The organism is Nocardia salmonicida NBRC 13393 (genome assembly GCF_001613085.1).
Lineage (GTDB): Bacteria > Actinomycetota > Actinomycetes > Mycobacteriales > Mycobacteriaceae > Nocardia > Nocardia salmonicida.
The window spans coordinates 67029-89114 of record NZ_BDBR01000008.1 but is presented as its reverse complement, the minus strand read 5'-3'; the positions used below and the strand labels follow the sequence as shown (position 1 = coordinate 89114).

At 68.9% G+C, this 22086-nt stretch carries 25 protein-coding genes; 7 read left to right on the top strand and 18 right to left on the bottom strand.

The genetic code is table 11. The annotated features are described in order from the left end of the window. The first annotated feature begins 85 nt into the window (after nucleotides 1–85). Complete coding sequence (locus tag NS1_RS08210; RefSeq protein ID WP_056810513.1) at nucleotides 86–508, top strand: ATP-binding protein; 423 nt, start codon at nucleotides 86–88, stop codon at nucleotides 506–508. 119 nt (nucleotides 509–627) lie between these two features. Beyond that, complete coding sequence (locus NS1_RS08205; protein ID WP_056815400.1) at nucleotides 628–1413, top strand: RNA polymerase sigma factor SigF; 786 nt, start codon at nucleotides 628–630, stop codon at nucleotides 1411–1413. Between the two features lie 23 nt (nucleotides 1414–1436). Here NS1_RS08205 and NS1_RS08200 read toward each other — a convergent pair whose 3' ends face one another. The 6 genes from NS1_RS08200 to NS1_RS08175 all read right to left on the bottom strand — a co-directional run bounded on the left by NS1_RS08200 (nucleotide 1437) and on the right by NS1_RS08175 (nucleotide 7252). Then, a complete protein-coding gene (locus NS1_RS08200) occupies nucleotides 1437–1781 on the bottom strand; it encodes an MmcQ/YjbR family DNA-binding protein (RefSeq protein WP_062983056.1) in 345 nt (114 codons plus the stop codon). A 95-nt stretch (nucleotides 1782–1876) separates the two neighbouring features. Further along, nucleotides 1877–3202, bottom strand: a complete 1326-nt coding sequence (locus NS1_RS08195; protein WP_056815405.1) for an RsmB/NOP family class I SAM-dependent RNA methyltransferase — start codon at nucleotides 3200–3202, stop codon at nucleotides 1877–1879. A 752-nt stretch (nucleotides 3203–3954) separates the two neighbouring features. Beyond that, nucleotides 3955–4878 (bottom strand): methionyl-tRNA formyltransferase, encoded by a 924-nt coding sequence (gene fmt / locus NS1_RS08190; RefSeq protein ID WP_062983054.1) that lies wholly within the window; start codon nucleotides 4876–4878, stop codon nucleotides 3955–3957. Then, the gene (gene def, locus NS1_RS08185; RefSeq protein WP_056810519.1) at nucleotides 4878–5417 is read right to left on the bottom strand and encodes a peptide deformylase; all 540 of its coding nucleotides are present in this window, start codon (nucleotides 5415–5417) and stop codon (nucleotides 4878–4880) included. The genes fmt and def overlap by 1 nt, the downstream gene beginning before the upstream one ends. Before the next feature lie 75 nt (nucleotides 5418–5492). Continuing rightward, nucleotides 5493–6512: an esterase/lipase family protein gene (locus tag NS1_RS08180; RefSeq protein ID WP_084503595.1), complete on the bottom strand. Its 1020-nt coding sequence runs from the start codon at nucleotides 6510–6512 to the stop codon at nucleotides 5493–5495. A 62-nt stretch (nucleotides 6513–6574) separates the two neighbouring features. After that, complete coding sequence (locus tag NS1_RS08175; protein ID WP_062983052.1) at nucleotides 6575–7252, bottom strand: PadR family transcriptional regulator; 678 nt, start codon at nucleotides 7250–7252, stop codon at nucleotides 6575–6577. 89 nt (nucleotides 7253–7341) lie between these two features. On the opposite strand from NS1_RS08175, the gene NS1_RS08170 reads away from it, so the two are divergent. Together NS1_RS08170 and NS1_RS41545 are read left to right on the top strand one after the other, a co-directional pair. Next, nucleotides 7342–8268, top strand: coding sequence for an HD-GYP domain-containing protein (locus tag NS1_RS08170; protein WP_062983051.1), 927 nt, complete (start codon nucleotides 7342–7344; stop codon nucleotides 8266–8268). Nucleotides 8269–8414: 146 nt separating this feature from the next. Continuing rightward, the gene (locus tag NS1_RS41545; protein WP_255284457.1) at nucleotides 8415–8537 is read left to right on the top strand and encodes a hypothetical protein; all 123 of its coding nucleotides are present in this window, start codon (nucleotides 8415–8417) and stop codon (nucleotides 8535–8537) included. 24 nt (nucleotides 8538–8561) lie between these two features. Here the strand turns inward: NS1_RS41545 and NS1_RS08165 are convergent, their stop codons facing one another. Further along, entirely contained in the window at nucleotides 8562–9149 is a 588-nt protein-coding gene (locus NS1_RS08165; RefSeq protein ID WP_062983049.1) for a TetR/AcrR family transcriptional regulator, read from the bottom strand. A gap of 80 nt (nucleotides 9150–9229) precedes the next feature. Between NS1_RS08165 and NS1_RS08160 the strand changes: the two genes are divergently transcribed. Continuing rightward, on the top strand, nucleotides 9230–10075 hold the full coding sequence (locus NS1_RS08160) for an NAD(P)H-binding protein (protein WP_062983047.1): 846 nt from the start codon (nucleotides 9230–9232) through the stop codon (nucleotides 10073–10075). A 21-nt stretch (nucleotides 10076–10096) separates the two neighbouring features. Here NS1_RS08160 and NS1_RS08155 read toward each other — a convergent pair whose 3' ends face one another. The 7 genes from NS1_RS08155 to NS1_RS08125 form a co-directional block, all read right to left on the bottom strand. Further along, the gene (locus NS1_RS08155; RefSeq protein ID WP_255284456.1) at nucleotides 10097–12289 is read right to left on the bottom strand and encodes a primosomal protein N'; all 2193 of its coding nucleotides are present in this window, start codon (nucleotides 12287–12289) and stop codon (nucleotides 10097–10099) included. Nucleotides 12290–12303: 14 nt separating this feature from the next. Then, complete coding sequence (gene metK / locus NS1_RS08150; RefSeq protein ID WP_082844160.1) at nucleotides 12304–13515, bottom strand: methionine adenosyltransferase; 1212 nt, start codon at nucleotides 13513–13515, stop codon at nucleotides 12304–12306. 215 nt (nucleotides 13516–13730) lie between these two features. Further along, nucleotides 13731–14948, bottom strand: coding sequence for a bifunctional phosphopantothenoylcysteine decarboxylase/phosphopantothenate--cysteine ligase CoaBC (coaBC, locus tag NS1_RS08145; protein ID WP_056810539.1), 1218 nt, complete (start codon nucleotides 14946–14948; stop codon nucleotides 13731–13733). Nucleotides 14949–14977: 29 nt separating this feature from the next. Beyond that, nucleotides 14978–15256, bottom strand: coding sequence for a DNA-directed RNA polymerase subunit omega (gene rpoZ / locus NS1_RS08140; RefSeq protein ID WP_056810542.1), 279 nt, complete (start codon nucleotides 15254–15256; stop codon nucleotides 14978–14980). Nucleotides 15257–15283: 27 nt separating this feature from the next. Further along, nucleotides 15284–15868: a guanylate kinase gene (gene gmk / locus NS1_RS08135; protein ID WP_062983043.1), complete on the bottom strand. Its 585-nt coding sequence runs from the start codon at nucleotides 15866–15868 to the stop codon at nucleotides 15284–15286. Nucleotides 15869–15874: 6 nt separating this feature from the next. Further along, nucleotides 15875–16195, bottom strand: a complete 321-nt coding sequence (gene mihF, locus NS1_RS08130; protein ID WP_056815410.1) for an integration host factor, actinobacterial type — start codon at nucleotides 16193–16195, stop codon at nucleotides 15875–15877. Nucleotides 16196–16543: 348 nt separating this feature from the next. Beyond that, nucleotides 16544–17134 carry a TetR family transcriptional regulator gene (locus tag NS1_RS08125; protein WP_062983041.1) on the bottom strand — a complete coding sequence of 197 codons (591 nt, stop codon included), beginning with the start codon at nucleotides 17132–17134 and terminating at the stop codon, nucleotides 16544–16546. A gap of 30 nt (nucleotides 17135–17164) precedes the next feature. Between NS1_RS08125 and NS1_RS08120 the strand changes: the two genes are divergently transcribed. Then, the gene (locus NS1_RS08120) at nucleotides 17165–17509 is read left to right on the top strand and encodes a DUF6463 family protein (RefSeq protein WP_084503594.1); all 345 of its coding nucleotides are present in this window, start codon (nucleotides 17165–17167) and stop codon (nucleotides 17507–17509) included. Nucleotides 17510–17513: 4 nt separating this feature from the next. Here the strand turns inward: NS1_RS08120 and NS1_RS08115 are convergent, their stop codons facing one another. The 3 genes from NS1_RS08115 to NS1_RS08105 are packed head-to-tail and all read right to left on the bottom strand — an operon-like array spanning nucleotide 17514 to nucleotide 19932. Continuing rightward, nucleotides 17514–18170: a response regulator transcription factor gene (locus NS1_RS08115; protein WP_056810557.1), complete on the bottom strand. Its 657-nt coding sequence runs from the start codon at nucleotides 18168–18170 to the stop codon at nucleotides 17514–17516. Next, nucleotides 18161–19285 carry a sensor histidine kinase gene (locus tag NS1_RS08110; RefSeq protein WP_062983038.1) on the bottom strand — a complete coding sequence of 375 codons (1125 nt, stop codon included), beginning with the start codon at nucleotides 19283–19285 and terminating at the stop codon, nucleotides 18161–18163. Before NS1_RS08110 ends, NS1_RS08115 begins: the two co-directional genes overlap by 10 nt. Next, a complete protein-coding gene (locus NS1_RS08105; protein ID WP_062983036.1) occupies nucleotides 19282–19932 on the bottom strand; it encodes a DedA family protein in 651 nt (216 codons plus the stop codon). Before NS1_RS08105 ends, NS1_RS08110 begins: the two co-directional genes overlap by 4 nt. Before the next feature lie 155 nt (nucleotides 19933–20087). On the opposite strand from NS1_RS08105, the gene NS1_RS08100 reads away from it, so the two are divergent. Further along, nucleotides 20088–21191, top strand: a complete 1104-nt coding sequence (locus NS1_RS08100) for a serine hydrolase domain-containing protein (protein WP_062983034.1) — start codon at nucleotides 20088–20090, stop codon at nucleotides 21189–21191. Between the two features lie 73 nt (nucleotides 21192–21264). Here the strand turns inward: NS1_RS08100 and pyrF are convergent, their stop codons facing one another. Then, nucleotides 21265–22086, bottom strand: a complete 822-nt coding sequence (gene pyrF, locus NS1_RS08095) for an orotidine-5'-phosphate decarboxylase (protein WP_056810566.1) — start codon at nucleotides 22084–22086, stop codon at nucleotides 21265–21267.

The following is a 22086-nucleotide window of genomic DNA, read 5'->3' as shown; positions in this document are numbered from 1 at the left end:
GAGAGAACGTCGGAGTGGACACAGCGCGCCAGTGTAGCGATGGCGATGGTGATTGCCCTGCCGGGATATGGGTAGCCTTCTGAGGGTGACCAATTTTTCGGCGGAACATGGGCCCTTCGGCGCCCCGGTGGAGATTCGTGTGGCAGCACAGCTGACGCAGCTGCCAATCGTGCGCGGACTGGCCGAAACACTGGTACTACTCAGTGATTTCACCCTCGACGAGGTAGCCGACGTGCGCCTGGCGGTGGACGAGGTGTGCTCGACTCTGATTGCGATCGCCGCCCCCGATACGCTACTCACCTGCGAATTCCTCGTCGGTGACACCGAATTGCAGGTCCGCGTCGACGGTGTCGCGGGATCGCAGGGCATGCCGGATCAGCGCAGCTTCGGGTGGCATGTGCTGCGCACGCTGTGCGACGAGGTAACTGCCGAGCAGCAGGATTTCGACGCAGGCGTGTCCGGGTACCCGACGACGGTTCGATTTCGACGGGTCCGGGGGAAGGCGTAGTGCACGGCGAGGACACATCCGACCAGCACAGTCTCAGCGAACCCGACAAAACCGACTCCCCTGCCGCGGAATCGGACAAGGCCGCTGAACCGGACAAGGAAGCCCTCGAGCAGGAATCGCTGGAGGACGAGACCGAAACGCCGGAGCCGGTATCCGGGTACGACGACGTCAGCGCCCTGTTCGAGCGTCTCGCGGCGACCGAGCCGGGCAGCGTGGCGCATGCGGTGGCGCGTGACGCGCTGATCAACCGCTGCATCCCGCTGGCCGACCACATCGCGCGTAAGTTCAGCGGGCGCGGTGAGCCGTTCGACGACCTGTCGCAGGTGGCGCGGGTCGGTCTGGTGCACGCGGTGGATCGATTCGATCTGAGCCGGGGCTCGAACTTCCTGTCCTTCGCGGTGCCGACCATCATGGGCGAGGTCCGGCGATATTTCCGGGACAACACGTGGGCGATGCGGGTTCCGCGGCGCGTCAAGGAAACCCACCTGCGCATCGGCGCGGCGGTGGATCAGCTCTCGCAACGACTGGGACGCTCCCCCACCGCCAAGGAGATCGCCGCCGAACTCGATGTCGACCCCGACGAGGTCACCCAGGCGGTCATCGCGGGCAACGCCTATCAGCCGACGTCGATCGACGCCGCCTCGATCGGGCGCGACAGCGATGCGTCGCTGCTCGACACCCTCGGCGAGGAGGAATCGCAGTTCGACCGGGTCGAGGAGTACATCGCGGTGCGCCCGCTCCTGGCGGGCCTGCCCGAACGTGAGCGCCGCATTCTCACCATGCGGTTCTTCGAGTCGATGACGCAGACGCAGATCGCCTCGCAGCTGGGGATCTCACAGATGCACGTGTCGCGGATTCTCGCGAAAACCCTTGCACGCCTGCGTGAATTGTCCGAACGGGACTGACGCCAGCGGGACAACGGAGTCCCCTACGCGTTCTCCCTGGCGCGCCGAAGCTTCGCGGGTGCGCGCAGCCACCAGGCGCTGTCGATCAGCTCGGCGAGCTGTCGCGGGTCGACCGCGGCGAGGTCGACGAGAACGAACGGGTGCCCGTCGTAGTGCGGGGTCGTGTAGAACGCCGGATCGCCGGAGGCGAGCAGCGCTTGCTTCTCCGTGAGCTCGCAGAGCAACGCCAGGCCGCCCTCCGCTTCGATACGCAACCGTGCGAAGCCCTTTCCGCCCACCTTCAGGCCGGGACTGCGCCACCAGGTGCCTTCCTCCACACCCGGCAGCGCCGTCGCCACCGCGACCACCTGCTCCCATGTCATCGCCATACGTCGATTCTGCACCGCGGCGATCGGCACCCGCTTGGACGAATGGAACGGCGCCGCTCCCCGGTGTGGGAACGGCGCCGTGTGTTCGCGCGGGGCTACTTCTTGCGCAGGGTCGCCAGGAACATGGCGTCGGTACCGTGGCGGTGCGGCCAGAGCTGTGCGGACGGGCCGTCGCCGAGATCGGTGACGCCGGGCAGGAACTCGCGGCTGTCGAGTTCTTCGGCGCCGGTGCGACGGACGAAATCGGCGACCACCGACACAGTTTCGGCGAGATGCGGTGAGCAGGTCGAATACACGACGACACCACCCGGTCGCACCAGATCCCACGCGGCGGTGAGGAGTTCGCGCTGCAAGGTGACCAGTTCGGCCACGTCGGCCGGGGTGCGACGCCAGCGAGCCTCCGGGCGCCGGCGCAGCGCGCCGAGGCCGGTGCACGGCGCGTCGACCAGAACGCGGTCGTAGCCGGGGGTCAGCCCGCTGTCGCGGCCGTCGGCGACGTGCACGGTGACGGGCAGGTTCCTGGTGGATTTGCGGACCAGCTCGGCGCGGTGCTCGGCGGGTTCCACGGCGTCGACGGTGAACAGGTCGATCGCGGCGAGTGCGCCGAGCAAGGCCGCCTTCCCGCCGGGACCGGCGCACAGGTCGAGCCAGCGACCCTTGTCCTCGCCTTCCAGCGGCGCCCGGGTGAGAGCGAGCGCGACCAACTGGCTGCCCTCGTCCTGGACCGAGGCGATGCCGTCGCGGACCGGTTCCAGCAGGCCGGGATCACCACCGTCGAGATACACCGCGTACGGCGACCAGCGGCCCTCTTCGCCGCCGGTGACCAGCGCCAGCTCTTCGGCGGTGATCTCGCCGGGGCGGGCAACCAGGTGCACGACCGGGCGCTCGTCGTCGGCTGCCAGAAGTTCGTCCAGCTCGCCTGCCTGCGCGCCCAGCGCGTCGGCGAAGGACTGGGCAATCCACTTGGGGTGCGCGTGTTCGAAGGCGAGCTTGCCGACCGGGTCGGCCGGGGCCAACTCGGTGATCCACTGCTCGGCGGTCTTCTCCCCCGCTCGACGCAGGACGGCATTGACGAAACCGGCACGGCCCTGGCCGAATTCGGCACTGGCCAGGTCGACGGAGGTGTCGACGGCGGCGTGCGCGCTGGTGCGGGTGCGCAGCAGCTGGTAGACGCCGAGGCGCAGGATATCGAGGATGGGGCCGTCGATCTCGTCGACCGGGCGGCCCGCGCAGGCCGAGATCACCGCGTCGAGCTGCCCCTGCGAACGGCTCGCGCCGTAGGTGAGCTCGGTCGCGAACGCGGCGTCACGCCCACTGATCTTGCGCTCGCGCAACAGCTTCGGCAGCGCGAGGTTGGCGTAGGCGTCGCGCTCCCGCACTGCCCGCAGTACATCGAGGGCGACCTCGCGCGCCGGGTCCACCGGCTCGCCGCGCCGCTTGCGCGGACTGGGCACGCTGGGATCGGGCCGCTCGGGGCGACGCTGCGTGGGGGCCTTGGGCGCCGGTCCCGCACCAGCATCGCGGCCGCTGCTCCGCGAATCTCCTTGGCGCGCACCGCGGTCGGGACGGGAGGTGCCGCGATCGGCACGTCCCGCGCCGGAACGTCCGGCACGATCACCGCGCTGGTCGGCCGTGTCACGCCCCTGTGCCCGGTCGTTCGCGCCACCGAAACCAGGACGGTCGTCCTCGCGGCGAGGGGCACCGGAGCGCGGAGCGTCCGCACGTCGACTACCCGCGTCACGGCCTTGCGCACGGTCGTTCGCGCCGCGGCCGAAACCGGGACGGTCGTCTTCGCGGCGGGACGCGCCGGAGCGCGGTGCGTCGCCGCGTTGGCTGCCCGCGTCGCGACCCTGCGCGCCGCGGGAGAAACCGGGACGGTCGTCCGCACGCCGGGGCGCGCCGGAGCGATAGCCGCCGTCGTCGCGCCGGGGTCGATCGGAGCCGCCGCGGTCGTCGCGGCCCGTCCAGCGGTCGCCGTCCGCGCGCGGGGTGGTGGTGCCCTTCGCGGCGCGGGCGGCCCAGCCGCCGTCGACGTTCTTGCCGGTGATCTTGCGGTCGTCGCGGGGGCTGCTGCCCCGCTGCTCACCCGTTTTTCCGGTGGGCTTGCGGTCGTCGCGGGACGTGATGCCCTTCGCCGCGTCGGCATCGCGGCGTCGGCGGCGGTCGGAGGCGCTCATCCGATCACCGTGCCGGGAGCCAGGCGGGCGCCACGGGCCCAGTCGAGGGCGTTCATCATCTTCTTGCCGGGCGGTTGGACCTGCCCCAGGCGGACCGCTGTGGTCGACGTTCCGACGAAGACGCCGGACTTGCGCACCTCGATCTCGCGTTCGGGCAAGGTTTCCTCCACCATTTCCACCGGGCCGAGTTTGAGGCGCAGCCCGTTCACCTCGGTCCACGCACCGGGCGCCGGGGTGACGGCGCGGATGTGGCGGTGGATGGCCAGGGCGGGTTCGTCGAATCCGATCCGCCCTGCCTCCACGGTCACCTTCGGTGCGTAGGACACGCCGTCATGGGATTGCGGAATCGCTTGCAGCGAACCGTCTTCCACTCCGTCCAGGGTCTTCTCGAGCAGCACGGCGCCCGCGTCGGCGAGTCGGGCGAGCAGCTCGCCAGCGGTGTCGGTGAGCCCGATCTTCTCGGTCATCACTCCGTACACCGGACCGGTGTCGAGGCCCGCCTCGATCAAAAAGGTCGACGCGCCGGTCATGTCGTCACCCGCGTCGATGGCCGCCTGCACGGGCGCCGCCCCGCGCCAGGAGGGCAGCAGCGAGAAGTGCAGATTGATCCAGCCGTGCGCGGGGATATCGAGCACCTGTTGCGGCAGCAGCGCACCGTAGGCGACGACCGGGCAACAGTCCGGCGCGAGCTCGGTGAGCGCGGCGACGAATTCGGGCTCGGACGGCTTACGCGGCGTGAACACCGGAATACCGTGGTCATCGGCGAGCTGTCCCACGGGCGAACGCATGATCTTGCGGCCACGGCCCGCGACCGCGTCGGGCCGGGTGACCACCGCGACGACCTCGTGGCCGGTGCTCTCGATCAGCCTGCGCAGTGAGGGCACCGCGGGTTCGGGCGTGCCCGCGAAAACGAGGCGCATCAGCGACCACCGCCGACGCCGCTGGATTCGCGCACAGTGATTCCGCCGCGGAACCAGTCGGATTCGCGGATGGTGCGCATCGCGTCCTTACGGTCGGCAGGTTCGAGCCGGTTGATGAACAGCACGCCGTCGAGGTGATCGTGTTCGTGCTGTACGCAGCGCGCGAGCAGCCCCTCGGCCTCGAATTCCACCGGCGCACCGGTGATGTCGACGCCGGTGACCCGAACGCGCGATGCCCGGCGCACGTCGTAGCGCACGCCGGGAATCGACAGGCAGCCCTCGGGGCCGACCTGTTCGTCGGCCCCTACGGCCGACCATTCCGGGTTCACCACGTGCCCCGCGGCGTCGCCGGTGTCGTAGACGAATACCCGCAGCCCGACCCCGATCTGCGGCGCGGCCATCCCGACCCCGCCGTCGTCGTGCATGGTCTCGGTGAGGTCGGCGACCAAGGTGGCGAGGTCGGGACCGAACTCGGTGACCGCGTCGGCACGCGAGCGCAGGATCGGGTCGCCGAACAGGCGGACGGGCTGAATGGTCACGATGGCTCCCGGGGAGGACGAATGCGGTCGTCCCAGTCTAGTGACCCCGCCAGGCGCTTCCGTCCAGCCCGGCCGTCAGGAGTTGCCCGCGATGATCACCTCGGGGATGCCGGTGCCGAGCGGGACCGTCGCGCAGACCGGAGCGGGTGCCCGAACGGGGTCGAGGACGCGCTGGAGCAGTTGCTGCGCGAAGGGGTCGTAGACCAGGTGGAAGTGGCCGGTCAGGTTGTCGGCGCACAGGTCCTGGAGGACGAGGTTCTCCGCACCCGCGCCGCGCAGAGCGATGTTCGAGAACGGCTGGATCATCTCGTCGACCCGGCTGCCGACGGTGACATAACGGACACCGGGCACAGTGTCGCCGCCCGCGTTGAGCTCCACCATGAGTGGTTCGCCCTGGGCCTGCTGAACCGCGGCCGTCGAGGTGACCTTCGCGAAGACATCCATCATGCCGGGAACGGCCTGCCCCACCGGAACCAGTCCGTACATGACCCCGCCGTAGCTGGGTGAGGCCAGACCGACCCAGGTCCCGACCTTCGGCGCGCCCCCGAGCTTGTTGACGTAGAACCGGCTGACGGTGGCCCCCTGCGAGAATCCGACCAGATCGACCTTGGTCGCCTCGGTCGCGACCAGGACATCGTCGACGAACCCGGCCAGCTGGGCGAAACTGATCCGCATGTCCTCGGTGCCATAGGTGTCGGCGCCCGGCGCCCCGCCGTAGTTCAGCGCGAAGACGCAGTATCCTGCCGACACCAGTTGCGGTCCGATTCCCGCCCAGTCGGAGTACGCACTCGAGTCGGTGCCGTGCACCAACACGATCGGCCGCGGATGCTCAGCCGTGGGCGTACACCCGAAGTTGTTGAGCCCCACCGGAACCGAGTTCGGATGAGCCTTGATGTAATGGGCTGCGTCCAGATGATCGGCCTGCGCGGGACCCGCCTCCATCGGAATGACAGCCGGCCGAAAATTCGCCGGTTCAGCGGCGGCGATCGGCGCGACGGACACACCGATCACCGCCGCGCAGGCGAGTGCCGTGACCGACACCGCTCCGCGCAATCGTGATGTTCCCCAACCCCACAACGTTCCCAGTTGTTCCATGCCCCAAACATTTACTCCATGGGATCGACAACCGCACGCCGGGAAGGGCGTTCACGACGCCCTCACTTCTCGGGGGTTGCGTCGCCCTCGGAAACGACATCGTCTTCGGCGAGGATCCGGTACAGCGCCCGACGGGTTTCGGCGAGCACCTCGGCCGCCTTCGCCGCCTGCTGCGCCGTGCCGACCTGGGCCACCTGACCGACCGCGCCCATCACCTGTCCGACCAGACCGCGCAGGTCCAGCGCCTGAGCGCCGACATCCTGCTTGACCTCGGCCCACGGGTCACCGAGATCGTCGCGATGAGTCTCGACATAGGCCTTGCCCTCGTCGGTGAGCTGCGCGGTTTTGCGACCGGCGACCTTCTCGATGAGCACCAGGCCCTCGTCCTCTAGCTGGGCCAATGCCGGGTAGATGGACCCCGGACTCGGGCGCCAGACATCGTCGCTGCGATCGCGGATCTGCTGGATCAGTTCGTAGCCGTGCATGGGGCGCTCTGCGAGCAGCAGCAGCACCGCGGCCCGCACGTCACCGCGCCTGCCACGACCGCCACGGCCGCGTCCACGACCGAAGCCAGGGCCGAAACCGGGTCCGAAACCTGGGCCGAAGCCCGGTCCGAACTCGGGGCCGTGCCCGTGTCGCCCGCCGTGACGGAACTGCTGCCGGTCGGGACCGAATTCCCGGGGGCCCGGTCCGCGACCGCGCCGGAAGTGTCCGAATTCTCGTTGTTCTTGGTTCTGCATGACAGCCTCCTGTGGCTCTCTCGTTTGTCTTGACACTATCGACGATATATCGGCAATGCATCGAATGCAAGGAGTAATCCGAATTCACCATGACGGACCCGTCCCGGCCCCTTCGGCTCGCCGAACTGGTCGCCTCGCTGTCACTGGCCACCGACCTCAGGCTCGACCAGCCGCAGGAACACGTCCTGCGCCAGACCGTGCAGGCCGTCCGGCTGGCGGAAGCAGCAAAGCTGTCCGAGGCCGATCGGGCGGCCGCCTACTACGTCTCACTACTGGCCTGGGTCGGCTGTGTCGCGGACTCCCCCGAGATGGCGCGCTGGTTCGGCGACGACCTGCGGATCCGGGCCGACAGCTACGACATCGACAAGACCGGGTTGCCGATGATGGCGTTCCTGCTCGGGCATCTCGCCGAGGGCGCGTCTGGGCTGCGGCGGATCTCGGTGACCGGCCGCTTCCTCGCGGGTGGCGTGCGCGACACGATGGACTCGTTCCTCACCCACTGCCGCACCGCCGCCGATATCGCCGACCGCCTCGACCTGCCCGAGGCGGTCAAGGCGGCGCTGCCGCAAGCCTTCGAACGATGGGACAGCCACGGTGTTCCCGGCGGCTTGTGCGGCGACGCGATCATCCCGGTGATGCGGGTGGTGCACATCGCCGACGACGCCGAAGTCCATGCCCGGTTCGATGCTGCCGCCGCCGCACGCATTCTCGCCGACGCGCAGATGTTTCGCGCGCTCGGCGAGCAGCGGCCACACCGCCCGCCCCTCGATCCCGACGAACGCGCCGAGATCCTGCGGGCCGAAGTGACCGCGGGCAGGCTGGACGGTGACGCCGTGGCCGCGGTTCTGGCCGCGGCACAGGGCCGACGTCCACGCAGACGCGCGCGGATCGCCGGCCGCACTGCCCGCGAACTCGACGTTCTCGCCCTGCTCGTGCGCGGTCGGTCGACCCGCGAGATCGCCCAAGCTCTCGGTAGACGACCTACCTCGCCCCCGAGGTCACGCTGCGCGGCCTGATCCCGCCCGGCCCGTTCACCGCGGTCGGCCCCGATCCGGCGATCGAGCGCTTCCGCCGCTGGTTCGGCGGTCCCGACGATTTCGCCGTCGTCGATTCCGGCCGCGAACGCATCGGCGACAAGCTCGCGCTGCACTGGCTGGTCCGCATGCGACCCGCCAACGGCGCCACCCGCGTCGCCGAGCAGCGCGTCTTCCTCACCACCGACCACGGCGAGATCACCGGCATCGACCTGTTGTGCTCGGGCTGGCAGCCCGGCGATCGCGCCTGAATCCGCCGCGTACCCGAGTCGGGTCTACCGCGCACCCAGCTCGTCGATCCACCGCTCCAGGCGCGCGCCCTCGGTGACCATCAGTTCCGGGTCGCGGAAAGTGTTGGTGAGCAGGGAGATTCCCTGATAGGCAGCTACGAACGCGATCGCGAGCTCGGCGGCATCGGTGCGCCCCAGCTCGGCGAACTGCGTGCGTGCCCAGTCCACGAGCAGCCCCATCACGCGCGCAGGCTCGCCGCGGAAGGCATCCTCCCGCTTGTCGAGCTCGGCGGCCAACGAACCGAACGGGCACCCGTATCGCGCCGCCATCTCCCGCTGGTCGACCCAGCTGCGCACCATCGCCTTCAACCGCTCGGCGGGCCCCGGCAGCTCGGCGATCTCGGCGACGGCCCCGGTCAGCACCTGCGCGTGCAGCTCGATGACCGCGGCGACGAACTGATCCTTGGTCTTGAAGTAGTAGTAGACATTGCCGACCGGCACGTCGGCCTCGCGCGCGATCTCGGCGATCGTCGTCTTCTCGATGCCCTGCTGGTAGAACACCCGCATCGCCGCCTGGACCAGCCGTTCCTGCTTCCCGATCTTAGGGCTGACCTGCGCATCCGATTTAGTCATACAACTAACTATAGACAGCCGATGCTCGATGGGATACCTTCTGTTCAGCAAGTCAGTCAGCCAACTAACTAAGGACTCACATGATCGTCGTCACCGGAGCGACCGGCAACATCGGCAGCACCCTGGTCGGACTACTCGCCGACGCGGGTGAGCAGGTCAGGGCCGTCTCCCGAGGTACTCGTCCCGTCGACCTGCCTGCGGGCGTCGAGCACGCGGTCGCCGACCTAGGCGATCTCGACAGCCTCTCCCCCGCACTACGCGGCGCCGACGCGCTGTTCCTGCTGATCACCGGGGAGCAACTGATGAGCGGCCCCGAGCCGGCGCTGCTGCTGAAAACCGCCGCGGACGCCGGCGTGCGCCGAGTCGTCTTCGTGTCCTCGCAGGGCGCGGTGACCCGCCCCCACTCCGACGGCTACGCCAGAACGATCGCCTTCGAACAGGCACTCGCCGAGTCCGGCCTGGAGTGGACGGCGCTGCGACCCGGCGCCTTCTTCTCCAACACCTTCGCGTGGATCGAACCGATCCGCACCCAGCGCATCGTCCCGGCGCCCTTCGGCGATGTCGGCCTACCCTCCGTAGACCCCGCCGATATCGCCGCCGTAGCCGCGGCCGCCCTCCGCGAAGACGGCCACCACGCCCGCGCTTACACCCTGACCGGTCCCGCCGTAGTCACCCCGCGCGACCAAGCAGCGGCACTTGCCGAAGCGATCGACATCCCGATCGCCTTCGTCGAACTCACGACGGACCAAGCCAAACAGAACATGCTCCGCTTCATGCCCGAGCCGGTCGCCGACCACACCCTGACCATCCTCGGCACACCCACACCGGAAGAGCTGCAGGTCAGCGACGATATCGAGAAGGTTCTCGGTCGACCGGCCACGAGCTACGCGCAGTGGGCGCGGCGCCATCGAGCGATGTACGCCTGACCGGCGTGCCGGACGTCCGGGTCAGCCGATGTCGACAGGGTCGATCTGGACGCGAAGGGGGGCATCGGAGCGGTGGGAGCTGCGAACCGCTTGGGCGGCGGTGAGGGCGCGAGCGAGGGGCGCGCCACCCGAGCGGGGTACGCGCAGGAGCATGCGCTCGACCTCGGCAGGAGAGTCGGCGCCGGAGAAGGGTTTACGGGCCGTCGGCGGCAGGGGGACGGGGCCGAGGACCTCGGTGCCGTCGGGAAGGGTTGTGGCGTCGAGTAATTCGGCGATCGAGGCGGTGGTGCCGTCGACTGCGGCGAGGCGGACCGCGGGCGGGAAGCCGACCTCGGCGCGGGCTTCGAGTTCGGCGGCGGCGTGGTTGACGGGGTCCCACCGGACCAGCGCCTGGACGGTGGGCAGGGAGGGTTCGGCCATCACGATGACCTGCCCGCGAGGCCGCACCAGCGCCGCCGCGCCCATCCAGCGGCGCAAGGTGTCCTCGCTCGCGCGCAGGTCGGCGCGGCCGAGCAGCGCCCATCCGTCGAGCAGCAGGGCCACGCCGTAACCGCCCTGCACGAGCGGTTCTGCTCCGACGGTGGCGACGACCACCTGAGCACCCGGTTCGACGGTATCGAGCACTTCCCCGCCCCCCGAGGTGCGGATCGGTACCCCGGCGAAGGCGCGACCGAGTTCTTCGGCGGTCCGGGCCGCGCCGATCACCGTCGCCCGCAGAGCTCGCGCACCGCACGCCTGGCAGCGGAACGCCGCTTCGGTGATCCCGCACCACTTGCAATTCGGGCTCGCCGCTTCACCATTGGCCGACTGCGGCAGCGCCAACGGGCCGTTACAGTGCCGACAGCGGGCAGGCGTGCGACATTTCGCGCAGGCCAGCGACGGAACGTATCCACGCCGCGGCACCTGCACCAGCACCGCCACGTTCTCCTTGATCGCGGAGCGCGCGGCCGCGAACGCGACACCGGGCATCCGCACCGACCGCGCCAACGCGTCGCGCTCCAACGCGAAATCGCTGTCACCGGGCGCGCTGATCCGTGGCGTCACCTCACGCAATACCTGGCGTTCGGCGAGAAGGTCACGTGCCCAACCGGATTCGACCACCGCTTGGATCTCGGCGGTCCGCGCGAAACCCGCGGCGACGAACGCTGCGCCCGTCTCGTGCGCCCGCAGCATCGCCACTTCACGAGCGTGCGGATACGGGGACCTCGGTTCGGCATAGGTGTCGTCGCCGTCGTCCCAGATCGCGATCAGTCCGAGATCCCGCGCCGGGGCGAACACCGCCGCCCGCGTCCCCACCACGATCCGCGCCTGCCCACGTAATACCGCCAGCCACCGCCGATACCGCGCCGCGGGACCCAACCCCGCCGACAGCCCTACCGCCGAATCACCTACCAGCGCAACACATTCGGCGAGCAAACGATCGAGATCGCGCTGATCCGGCACCATCAACACGGCGCTGCGTCCACTGGCCACGACCGTCGCCGCCAACTCCGCCAGCCGCGCCGCCCAGTTCTCACCCGGCAATGCCTGCCACGCCGCCCGCGCCCCCTTGCCGTGCGCCAGCGCGTCGACAAAGGCCAGGCCGTGCACATATCGGCCCCACGCCGAAGCATCGACCTCGACGCGCGATTGGGCTACGGACACTTCGGGTGACGACTCGGGCCGAACCTCCACGGTCGTCGCGTCCGGCTGGTCCGATGTAGCCCCGCCCGCCGCCGCGGCCGATTCGCCCGGGCCGTTCCCACCGGTCTCGGCAAGTACGTCAGACGGCGAATCTTTTTCGGTATCAACACCTTCCGTGACGGGTGCCGCTTTCGCCGCCGTACCGGTCTTCTTGGTGCCGCCGGTTTCGGTACGAGCGTGGCGCGGTGGAATGGCCAGACGAAGGACGTCGGCGCGCGTCCCCGCGTAGCGGGTGGCAACGGCGGTGGCCAGGCGCAGAATTTCCGGGGCGAGCACGCGTTCCGGCGAAACGACCCGTTCGAGCGGCATCATCTTGCCGTTGTGATCGCTGCGCGGGAGACGTTCCAGCAGGTATCCGTCGACGAGGCGACCGGCGAAACGCACGCGCACGCGCACGCCGGGTCGGGCGATCTCGTCCAGTTCGGCGGGGACGAGGTAGTCGAAGTCGCGGTCGAGGTGGGCAGGCGAAAGCAGCGGGAGCACCCTCGCGATGGGGTGTCCCGCTGCCTTCGATGTTTCGTCCGCTGCCACGCGGTCCGTTGGTATTACAGGCCGACGGCCGCGCGCAGCTTGTCGGCGCGGTCCGTGTGCTCCCAGGGCAGGTCGACATCGGTGCGGCCGAAGTGGCCGTAGGCCGCGGTCGGCGCGTAGATCGGGCGCAGCAGGTCGAGATCCCGGATGATCGCGCCCGGACGCAGGTCGAAGACCTCGGAGATGGCGGTGGAGATGCGCGTCGGGTCGACCTTCTCGGTACCGAAGGTCTCGACGAACAGACCGACCGGGGCCGACTTGCCGATCGCGTACGCGACCTGCACCTCGACGCGATCCGCCAGACCGGCGGCCACGACGTTCTTGGCGACCCAGCGCATGGCGTAGGCGGCCGAGCGGTCGACCTTCGACGGGTCCTTGCCGGAGAACGCGCCGCCACCGTGACGGGCCATGCCGCCGTAGGTGTCGACGATGATCTTGCGGCCGGTCAGGCCCGCATCACCCATCGGACCACCGAGGACGAACTTGCCGGTGGGGTTGACCAGCAGTCGGATATCGGAGGTGTCCAGGCTGGGCAGGTTCAGATCGCCGATGACGGCGTCGACGACCTTCTCGCGGATATCGGGGGCGAGCAGGTTGTCGAGGTCGATATCGGCCGCGTGCTGGGTGGAGATGACGACCGTGTCGAGACGGACCGGGCGGTCACCGTCGTATTCGATGGTGACCTGGGTCTTGCCGTCGGGGCGCAGGTAGGGCAGCACACCCGACTTGCGGACCTCGGTGAGCTTGCGCGAGAGCCGGTGCGCGAGCGCGATCGGCAGCGGCATCAGCTCGGGCGTGTCGGTGGTCGCGTAACCGAACATCAGGCCCTGGTCGCCGGCGCCCTGACGCTCGATCGCGTCGTCGGAACCGCCGACGCGCGCCTCGTGCGAGGTGTCGACACCCTGGGCGATATCGGGCGACTGGGCACCGATCGCGATATTGACACCGCAGGAGTTGCCGTCGAATCCCTTTGCGGAGGAGTCGTATCCGATCTCGAGGACCTTCTCGCGCACGATCCGCGGAATGTCGGCATAGGCGGAGGTGGTGACCTCGCCCGCGACATGGACCTGCCCCGTGGTGACCATGGTTTCCACCGCGACGCGGCTGCCCGGGTCCTCCGCGAGCAATGCGTCGAGGATGGAATCGCTGATCGCGTCACAGATCTTGTCCGGATGCCCCTCGGTCACGGACTCACTGGTGAATAGCCGACTACCTGTCGTACGCACAGTTCTTCCCTCTCCCTCAACGGGTTACTCGTTCGGCTTGTGACGGTAACTTCTCGGTGTTACCGCGCAACCCTTCTCATCAAGACTATTCCAAACCACCGACATGGTGGCGAGTACGCACCAAGCCACGCCGCGAACACCTACTCGAACGGTAGACTGCACGACCCTCGTTGCCGCGCAACTGTTTTCGCGCGAAATCGACGCGAACTCCCCGGTCAGCGCAGGAGCGGAACCAGTGCGTCGAGCACCCGGCTGGCCAGCAGCGCCTTCGAGCCGTGATCGAGGGCCTGCTCGGTGCCGTCGGCGCCGAGCAACCAGCCGTCGTTGGTGTCGACCTCGAACGCCTTGCCCTCGCCGACCGCGTTGACCACGAGCAGATCGCAGCCCTTGCGTGCCAGTTTCGAGCGCGCGTGGGTGAGCACGTCGCCGTTGTCGTCACCGGTCTCGGCGGCGAAACCGACGATCGCGGTACCGGCGAGCCGTCCCTCGGTGCGGGCGTCGACCAAACCGGCGAGGATGTCCTCGTTCTTGGTCAGCGGGATCACGTCGGGTTCGTCGGCGCCCTTCTTGATCTTCGCAGCGGCCACATGGGTCGGACGGAAATCGGCGACCGCGGCCGCCATGATCACCGCATCGGCGCCGAGCGCGTGCTTGTCGACCGCGGTCTTGAGCTGGTCGGCGGTGGTGATGTGGACCAGTTCGACCGCGGCGGGCGGCGCGAGCTCGATCGTGTTGCCCGCGATCAGCGTCACCTGGGCGCCACGCTGGGCGGCGACCCTGGCCAGGGCATAGCCCTGCTTGCCGGAGCTGCGGTTGCCGAGGAAGCGCACCGGGTCGAGGGGTTCCCTCGTACCACCGGCGGTGATCACCACGCGGCGACCGGTCAGGTCGCGCGGCAGCGCGTCGTCACGTTCGAGCAACAGCGAGGCCAGACCGAAGATCTCCTCCGGCTCCGGCAGCCGTCCCGGACCCGTATCGGTGCCGGTGAGCCGGCCCGAGGCGGGTTCCATCACGTTGGCGCCGTGCGCACGCAGCGTCGCGACATTGGCCACCGTCGCCGGATGCTCCCACATCTCGGTGTGCATCGCGGGCGCGAACAGCACCGGACATCGAGCCGTCAGCAAGGTGGCGGTGAGCAGATCGTCGGCGCGCCCCTGTGCGGCGCGCGCCATCAGATCCGCGGTGGCGGGGGCGATGACGACGAGATCGGCCTCCTGGCCGATCCGGACATGCGGCACCTCGGGCACGTCGGCGAACACCGTGGTGTGCACCGGCTGACCGGACAGCGCCTCGAAGGTCGCTTTGCCGACGAACTGTAGAGCCGACTCGGTGGGAACGACCCGCACCTGGTGTCCGGTCTCGGTGAAACGGCGAACGAGGGCACACGCCTTGTAGGCGGCGATGCCCCCGCCGACCCCGACGACGATCCGCATGGTCTTCTACGCCTCCGGACTAGAGATTGTCACTCGCCCTCGGTGTGTTCGAGCAGGTCGGAGTGAATTTCGCGCATAGCGACCGACAGCGGCTTCTCCTGCAGACCCGGCTCGACGAGCGGGCCGACGTACTCGAGGATGCCGTCACCGAGCTGGTTGTAGTAATCGTTGATCTGGCGGGCGCGCTTGGCCGCGTAGATCACCAGGGCGTACTTGGAGGACGTGCGCTCGAGCAGCTCGTCGATCGGGGGGTTGGTGAGGCCGATCGGGGTGTCGTACGCGGGTACTGCGGTGATGTCCGTACTCACTAGGGGTGGCTCCTGCGGGTTAGTGGGTCAAGAACTCGAATTTGTGCTAACGAACAACGATACCAACTGCTCACAAGCGGTCGTTACCTCGCTGTTCACGATGACCGTGTCGAACTCGTCACAGGCCGCCAATTCGACCCGGGCCGTCTCGAGCCTTCGCTCGATCACCTCGGGCGTCTCGGTGCCGCGCGAACGCAACCGCGAGACCAGTTCTTCCCAGCTCGGCGGCGCGAGAAACACCAGAAGTGCCTCCGGCATCGCCTGCCGGACCGACCGTGCACCGGCCAGGTCGACTTCGATCAGTACTGAAAGTCCGCTCGCCAGCGCTTCTCGCACCGGGGCGGCGGGGGTGCCCGATCGCTGCAACCCCCCATGGATGTCTGCCCATTCGAGCAGTTCGTCCGCCGCGATCATGGCGTCGAACTCGGCTCGGGAAACGAAGCGGTAATCGAGACCGTCGACCTCGCCGGGACGGGGGTCCCGAGTCGTGGCCGACACACTGAAAACCAGTTCGGGCAGGCGTTCCCGCACGCACCGCACGACCGTGGATTTACCCACAGCCGAGGGGCCGACCAGTACTACCAGCCGGCCCTTCCGCGTGTTTTTGTCCACCAGACTTTAGGCGTCGAAGTCGAAGCGGGTGAGCAGCGCGGCGCGCTGCCGGGCACCGAGACCACGGAGACGACGCGTAGGCGCGATCTCCAGCTCGGTCATGATCTCCGCCGCCTTGACCTTGCCCACCTTCGGCAGAGCCTCGAGCAGCGCAGAAACCTTCATCTTGCCGAGAATCTCATCGGACTCGGCATCGGTGAGGACCTGCTTCAGGTTCGTTCCACCGCGCTTCAGGCGCTCCTTGAGCTCTGCCCGAGCGCGGCGAGCGGCAGCCGCCTTCTCCAGAGCAGCGGCGCGCTGCTCATCAGTCAGCTGGGGAAGGGCCACGGGTTCCTCCGTCTCATCGTTCATTGCCAGATCTACCGCCGGTTACCCGGACGGTCTGTGCGACCGTACCCACGGTGCGCGCCGATTGCGAACCCGACCCCCAGGTCAGGGCAGGATTACGCATGCCGTATGGCGCGCGCGGACCCGATGCGGTGACCGCCGATTCCTTGGTCACGATCGTACAGTCGAATTCTTGAAATGTATCCTCACCTGCGGTTATACCGATATGGGCGATGATAGCCACCAGGTAGCGTGAGGGCCGGGTGCCGCCCTGGCAAACCCGGTGGCGCGCGACCAGCGGGTTTCCTGAAAAAGCCCGCGTGTCGCTCGATTTCGTACAGCGTGTCGTCAAGATCGGGCCCGAAACTGGTCGAGAACCGCGCCCGACGCGGTCGCCACGACATCGTCGATCCAGTCCGGAATCGGGGTGGCGCGGGCGATGTAATCGCGCACCAGACCGTACGGAATCGCCTTCACCGCGGCGCCCGCGATGGCCAGCGATCGGTCGTCGGCGGCCCCGAATTCGGCCACCACGGCAGTCCGCAGCGCGGCGTTCATCTCGTCGTTGACGCCCGCGATCGCGGACCGCAGATCCTCGGGTCCGACCTCGAGCAGTTCGTCGCGATGGAACATCTTCATCGCCCGTGCCTCGGTCGGGTGCGCGCGGCAATAGCGCGGCAGAAACGTGGCGGCCGACAGCAGCGGCGCGGGCCCGGTCAGTGCCGCGACGAAGCCCTCGTGGAACCGGCGGATCGACCGCAGCCACAGGCGGGCGAGCAGTTCGTCACGTGAGGCGAAACGCACATAGATCGACCCGGAGTGCACGCCGGCGGCGGCGCCGATCGCCGTAATGGCGGGACGGGTGACCGCGGGATCGGTGAGCAGGTCTCGGGCCGCGTCGAGCACCTGATCGTCGGTGAAAAGGCGGGGTCTTGCCACCGGATCAGCCTAGTGGCACAGTTTATGAATATGGATTCAAAAACTAGTTTCCCGCTCGCCGGTGCGCTGCTCGCCTTCATCGGCACCGTGCATACCGCCCTCGGCGTCGCACTGTTCGTCTTCGCCGATCAAGACGTCGAGCTCACGTTCTGGTTCACCGAGTTCGGCGTGCTCAGCATCGGTTTCGGCATCGCCATGATCGCGCTCGAGCGTGCCTTGGGCTACGTGCCCGGAGCGGTGCTGCTAGTGCTCGGCGCGGTCACTGTGTTCGGTCTGGCCTTCATGCCGGTATCGGGGTTCGTCATGGTGCTGCTGCCCCTCGGGGTCGGCTCCTACGGCTGGTGGCGAACCAGGAACGAGCGGGTCGCGGCCTGAGTGCTCACCCCTGCGCGGCACCGGCCCGCAGGTGCTGCAGGATGGCGAGCACGCGCCGGTTGTGTGCCTCGCCGGCCGGTAGGTCCAGCTTGGTGAAGATCGCGTTGATGTGTTTTTCGACGGCACTGCGGGTGACGAAGAGCTGTGCGCAGATCGCCGCGTTGCTCAGACCCTGCGCCATGAGTTCGAGCACTTCGCGTTCGCGCTCGGTGAGCCGGTGCAGTGGCGAGTCGGCGCGATTGTGCAGCAGCAACTGGCGGACCACCTCCGGGTCGAAGGCGGTGCCGCCGGTGCCGACCCGGTCGACGGCATCGAGGAACGACCCGATCGCGGCGACCCGGTCCTTGAGCAGATAGCCGATGCCGCCGGTGCCGGTGAGGAACTCCGCGGCGTGCCTGCGCTCGACGTACTGCGACAGCACCAGCACGGCGATCCCCGGCTGGTCGCGGCGGATCTCGAGTGCCGCTCGGATCCCCTCGTCGACGTGGTCGGGCGGCATCCGCACATCGGCGATGACGAGGTCGGGTGGGCGAACCCGCACGGCGGCCAGCAGTTCGATCGCCGTGCCGACGGAGTCCACGATCTCGTGGCCCTCCGCGGTGAGCAGCTGGGCCAAGCTCTCGCGCAGCAGCGCGGAGTCCTCGGCCAGGGTTATCCGCACGGAACCTCCACGGTGATGACCGTCGGGCCGCCCGACGGGCTGTCCACTGTCATGGTGCCGTCCAGCGCGGTGACGCGGGTGGCGATGCCGGTCAGGCCGTGGCCGGTGGGGTCGGCGCCGCCTTGTCCGTCGTCGTGCACGCGGAGGCGCACCGTCCGGTCGTCGCGCTCCACCGCCACTTCGATGGCCGTGGCCCCGGAATGCTTGATGGCGTTGGTGATCGCCTCGCTCGCGGTGAAATAGCACGCCGATTCGACCGGGCGGGGTGCGCGCTCGTCGAGGTCGACGGTCAGTCGTGTCGGTACCGGGGTGCGGTCGGCGAGGGCTTCGAGGGCGGCGCGCAGGCCGTCGCGGGCGAGCATGGCCGGGTAGATCCGCCAGGAGACCTCGCGCAGCTCGTCGAGGATGTGCCCGGTCTCGGCAATCGCGCGGCGCTGCAGTTCACCGCGCACTTCCTGCTCGGCCGCCCGGTCCATCCGGCCGAGCAGGATCGACAACGCGACCACCCGCTGCTGCACGCCGTCGTGCAGATCGCGCTCGATACGGCGCCGCTCGTCGTCGATCACCTCGACCACCTCTGCGCGGGTGGTGGTGAGCTGGGCGACGCGCTGAGCCAGTTCGTCCTGCCCCGGCCGCGTGCTCCGTCGCAGACACCAGGCTTCGGCACGCACCACCCCGAGCAAACCCTGCACGGCGAGGAAGCAGAGCACCGCGCCGGGTAGGGCCAGCACGGTGACCGTCGCCCAGCTGACCTGCCCTGGTTCGGTCGCGTCGATGATCGGCACCGCGTCGCCGGTCGACGCGCCGTAGACCACGGCCACCGCGACGACGACCCCCAGCCCCGACAGCGCCAGCACCAGCGCACCGAGCACCCCGACGAGCGCGCGAATAGCCAGGTATCCCGCGGCCCGCGCCCCCTTCGGCGCACCGTTCGACCGCACGCCGAGCAACCGGGTGAGGCGCCGGTGCTCGCCCTGGGCGATCCGGTCGGTGAGGCCCGCCGCGATCGGCGCGGCGAGCACACCGAGCAGGTCCAACGGCACAGTGAGCACGCCGAGCAGGTATCCCGTGACCGCGGCGGCGACGCGTGAGGATCGCGCCGGGGAGGTGCTCATCGCCCAATTCTCGCGTGTGCCTGCCGCTGCCGCACGCGCCGGACGACGAACACGGTCGCGGCTACGAGCACGGCGGCGATCACGGCCTTCTGCAGGATGCCCGCGTAGGTCTCGACGACGTGCCAGTTCTCGCCGAGAAAGAAGCCCGCGAACACGAAGACCGCGTTCCACACCAGGCTTCCCGCCGTGGTCAGCAGCGTGAAGCGGGTGAGGGGCATGCGTTCGACGCCCGCAGGGATCGAGATCAGGCTCCGGAAGATCGGGATCATCCGGCCGAAGAAGACCGCTTTGTCGCCGTGGCGGGCGAACCAGTCCTCGGTGCGGTCCAGGTCGGACAGTCGGACCAGGGGTAGCCGGTCGACGATGCGGCGCAGGCGGTCGCGGCCGAGTGCGGCGCCGAGGCCGTAGAGGGCGAGCGCGCCGACCACCGAGCCGAAGGTGGTCCACAGCAGCACCTCGGCCAGGCCGAATCGACCGCGACCGGCGGTGAAGCCGGCCAGTGGCAGGATCACCTCGCTGGGCAGCGGAGGGAAGAGATTCTCGAGTGCGATCGCGAGGCCGGCGCCGAAGCCTCCGAGCTGTTCCATCAGCTGTACCGCCCAGCCCGCGATGCCGGTCAGTTCGGTCGAATTCCCTGTCGTTTCCATGTTTTCGACGCTAGGTAGGCGGGGGTTCGCGATCAGTAGCGTCGACCACCCGGTCGGCGCGGTGCGACCACAGGTCGGGGGTGGGGTTTTCCGCACCCCGGTTGCGGGGCGCACACCATCGCCGCGGGCCGTACGCGTGCTTAGCGTCGAAAGGTATGCGACAGAAACTGTTTCGGGCCGCCGTGGTCATTGTGGGCACCGTGCTGACAGCCACGCTGGTGGCCGCTGTGGTCCTCGTGACGGCACGATGGCGAGTCGTCGGGGATACGGTGGAGGCCGCGGCGCGCTGGAGCGACACCGATGTGGTGTTGCGCGTCTCCGATGGCGAGCAGCGCCGCGAATGGCACCACGAAGGCAGCGCCGCCGGACAGGCGAGCGCGCCGGGACCGCACAGCAGGTTCCGGATCGGCAGTATCACGAAGACCTTCGTCGCCACCGTCGTGCTGCAACTCGTCGATGAGGGCAGGGTCGCACTGGACGGTGCGATCGCCGCGCAGCTACCCGAAACGGTTCCCGGCGGGGACCGGATCACGGTGCGGCAGTTGATGAATCACACCAGCGGGCTCTACGACTACATGAAAGAGCCGGGCATGTCGACGAACCGGTGGCGCGGCGACGACCGCTTCCGCACGCACGCGCCACGCGATCTACTCGCCACCGCCGTGCGCCACGACCCCTATTTCGCACCGGGCGCCCGCTTCCGGTACTCGAACACCAACTACATCGCACTCGGCCTGCTGATCGAGCACGTGACCGGGCACCGATACGGCGACGAGATCCGCGACCGCATCCTCATGCCACTGCGCTTGACCGCCACCACCGTGCCCGGTGACGACCCCCGCGTCCCCGCGCCCGCCCTCACCGCGCACCGTGACATCGACGGTGCGGGCCGGATGGACGTGACCGAGATGAACCCCTCACTGGACTGGGCCGCGGGCGAGATGATCTCCACCACAGCCGATCTCGACGCCTTCTTCACGGCACTGCTCGGTGGGCGTCTGATGAGCCCCGCCTCGCTGGACCGGATGCGGGAGACGGTTCCGATGGGCATGGGTTTCCACTACGGCCTCGGCCTGCAGCGTTTCGAACCACCGTGTGGCGCCGACCTGTGGGGACACGGCGGTGAACTGCTCGGTTACGTCTCCTACGCGTTCCGTTCGACCGACGGCCGGTCGCTGACGATGGTTCTCGGCTCGGCGGCTTCCTCGGACGCACTCTCGCTGTTCGCCACGGTCACCGCCACCTACTGCCTCGCGTGATCTCCGGCTGTGGTCGCCGACAACAAACGAGGCCGGGGCAGCATGTCGCTGCCCCGGCCCGTCGTGGCGTTCATCAACGCTGCAGGAAGGCGAACTCCTCCTGCAACTGAGCCGTCTTGTCGCACAGCGCCGTCACCGACGGTCCCGCGTTGAGAACCTCGCGTGACACCGCGGGCACGGCGGCGGCGAAGTTCGCCTCGGTGACCAGGGCGCGGATGGAGTCCGCTCCCCCGCCCTGCGCGCCGACGCCGGGCATCAGGATCGGGCCGTTGAGGGCCGACAGGTCGGGCGCCTCGGTGAGCGTCGCACCGACGACCACGCCGACGGAGCCGAAACCGGACCCGGCATTGCGCGCCGCGGCCTCGTCGACCATCGTCTGCGCGATGGTGCGCCCGTCGGCGGCGGTGATCCGTTGTAGTTGCGCCCCTTCGGGATTCGAGGTCGCCGAGAGCACGAACACCCCACGGTGATTGTCCTTCGCCAGGCTCAGAGCCGGGTCGAGGGAGCCGAACCCGAGGTACGGCGACACCGTCACAGCGTCCGAACCCAGCGGTCCGTCGCCGAGCCAGGCATGGGCGTAGGCATCCATGGTGGAGCCGATGTCGCCACGCTTGGCATCGGCCAGCACCAAGGTGCCCGAGGCCCGCAGCACCGAGATGGTGCGCTCCAGCACCGCGATGCCGCCGGAACCGTAGGTCTCGAAGAACGCGACCTGCGGCTTCACCAGGGCGACGCGACCGTCGAAGGCCTCGACACAGATCTCGGCGAAAGCCTCCAGCCCGTCGACGTCTTCGGTGAGCCCCCATGCCCGCAGCAGGGCGGGATGGGGGTCGATGCCGACGCACACGGGTCCGAACTGCCGCATGGCCTGCTGCAACCGGTGACCGAACGTCAT

Bases quoted from the DNA above. Each gene is read 5' to 3' on its own strand.
- coaBC (WP_056810539.1), bottom strand. From the start codon at position 14,948: ATGCGGATCGTCGTCGGGGTCGGCGGGGGCATCGCCGCCTACAAGGCG.
- NS1_RS41545 (WP_255284457.1), top strand. From the start codon at position 8,415: ATGCGACCCGCCAACGGCGCCACCCGCGTCGCCGAGCAGCGCGTCTTC.
- NS1_RS08100 (WP_062983034.1), top strand. From the start codon at position 20,088: ATGCGACAGAAACTGTTTCGGGCCGCCGTGGTCATTGTGGGCACCGTG.
- NS1_RS08110 (WP_062983038.1), bottom strand. From the start codon at position 19,285: ATGAGCACCTCCCCGGCGCGATCCTCACGCGTCGCCGCCGCGGTCACG.
- NS1_RS08120 (WP_084503594.1), top strand. From the start codon at position 17,165: ATGGATTCAAAAACTAGTTTCCCGCTCGCCGGTGCGCTGCTCGCCTTC.
- NS1_RS08160 (WP_062983047.1), top strand. From the start codon at position 9,230: ATGATCGTCGTCACCGGAGCGACCGGCAACATCGGCAGCACCCTGGTC.
- NS1_RS08175 (WP_062983052.1), bottom strand. From the start codon at position 7,252: ATGCAGAACCAAGAACAACGAGAATTCGGACACTTCCGGCGCGGTCGC.
- fmt (WP_062983054.1), bottom strand. From the start codon at position 4,878: ATGCGCCTCGTTTTCGCGGGCACGCCCGAACCCGCGGTGCCCTCACTG.
- pyrF (WP_056810566.1), bottom strand. From the start codon at position 22,086: ATGACGTTCGGTCACCGGTTGCAGCAGGCCATGCGGCAGTTCGGACCC.
- NS1_RS08200 (WP_062983056.1), bottom strand. From the start codon at position 1,781: ATGGCGATGACATGGGAGCAGGTGGTCGCGGTGGCGACGGCGCTGCCG.
- NS1_RS08105 (WP_062983036.1), bottom strand. From the start codon at position 19,932: ATGGAAACGACAGGGAATTCGACCGAACTGACCGGCATCGCGGGCTGG.
- NS1_RS08170 (WP_062983051.1), top strand. From the start codon at position 7,342: ATGACGGACCCGTCCCGGCCCCTTCGGCTCGCCGAACTGGTCGCCTCG.
- NS1_RS08165 (WP_062983049.1), bottom strand. From the start codon at position 9,149: ATGACTAAATCGGATGCGCAGGTCAGCCCTAAGATCGGGAAGCAGGAA.
- NS1_RS08180 (WP_084503595.1), bottom strand. From the start codon at position 6,512: ATGGAACAACTGGGAACGTTGTGGGGTTGGGGAACATCACGATTGCGC.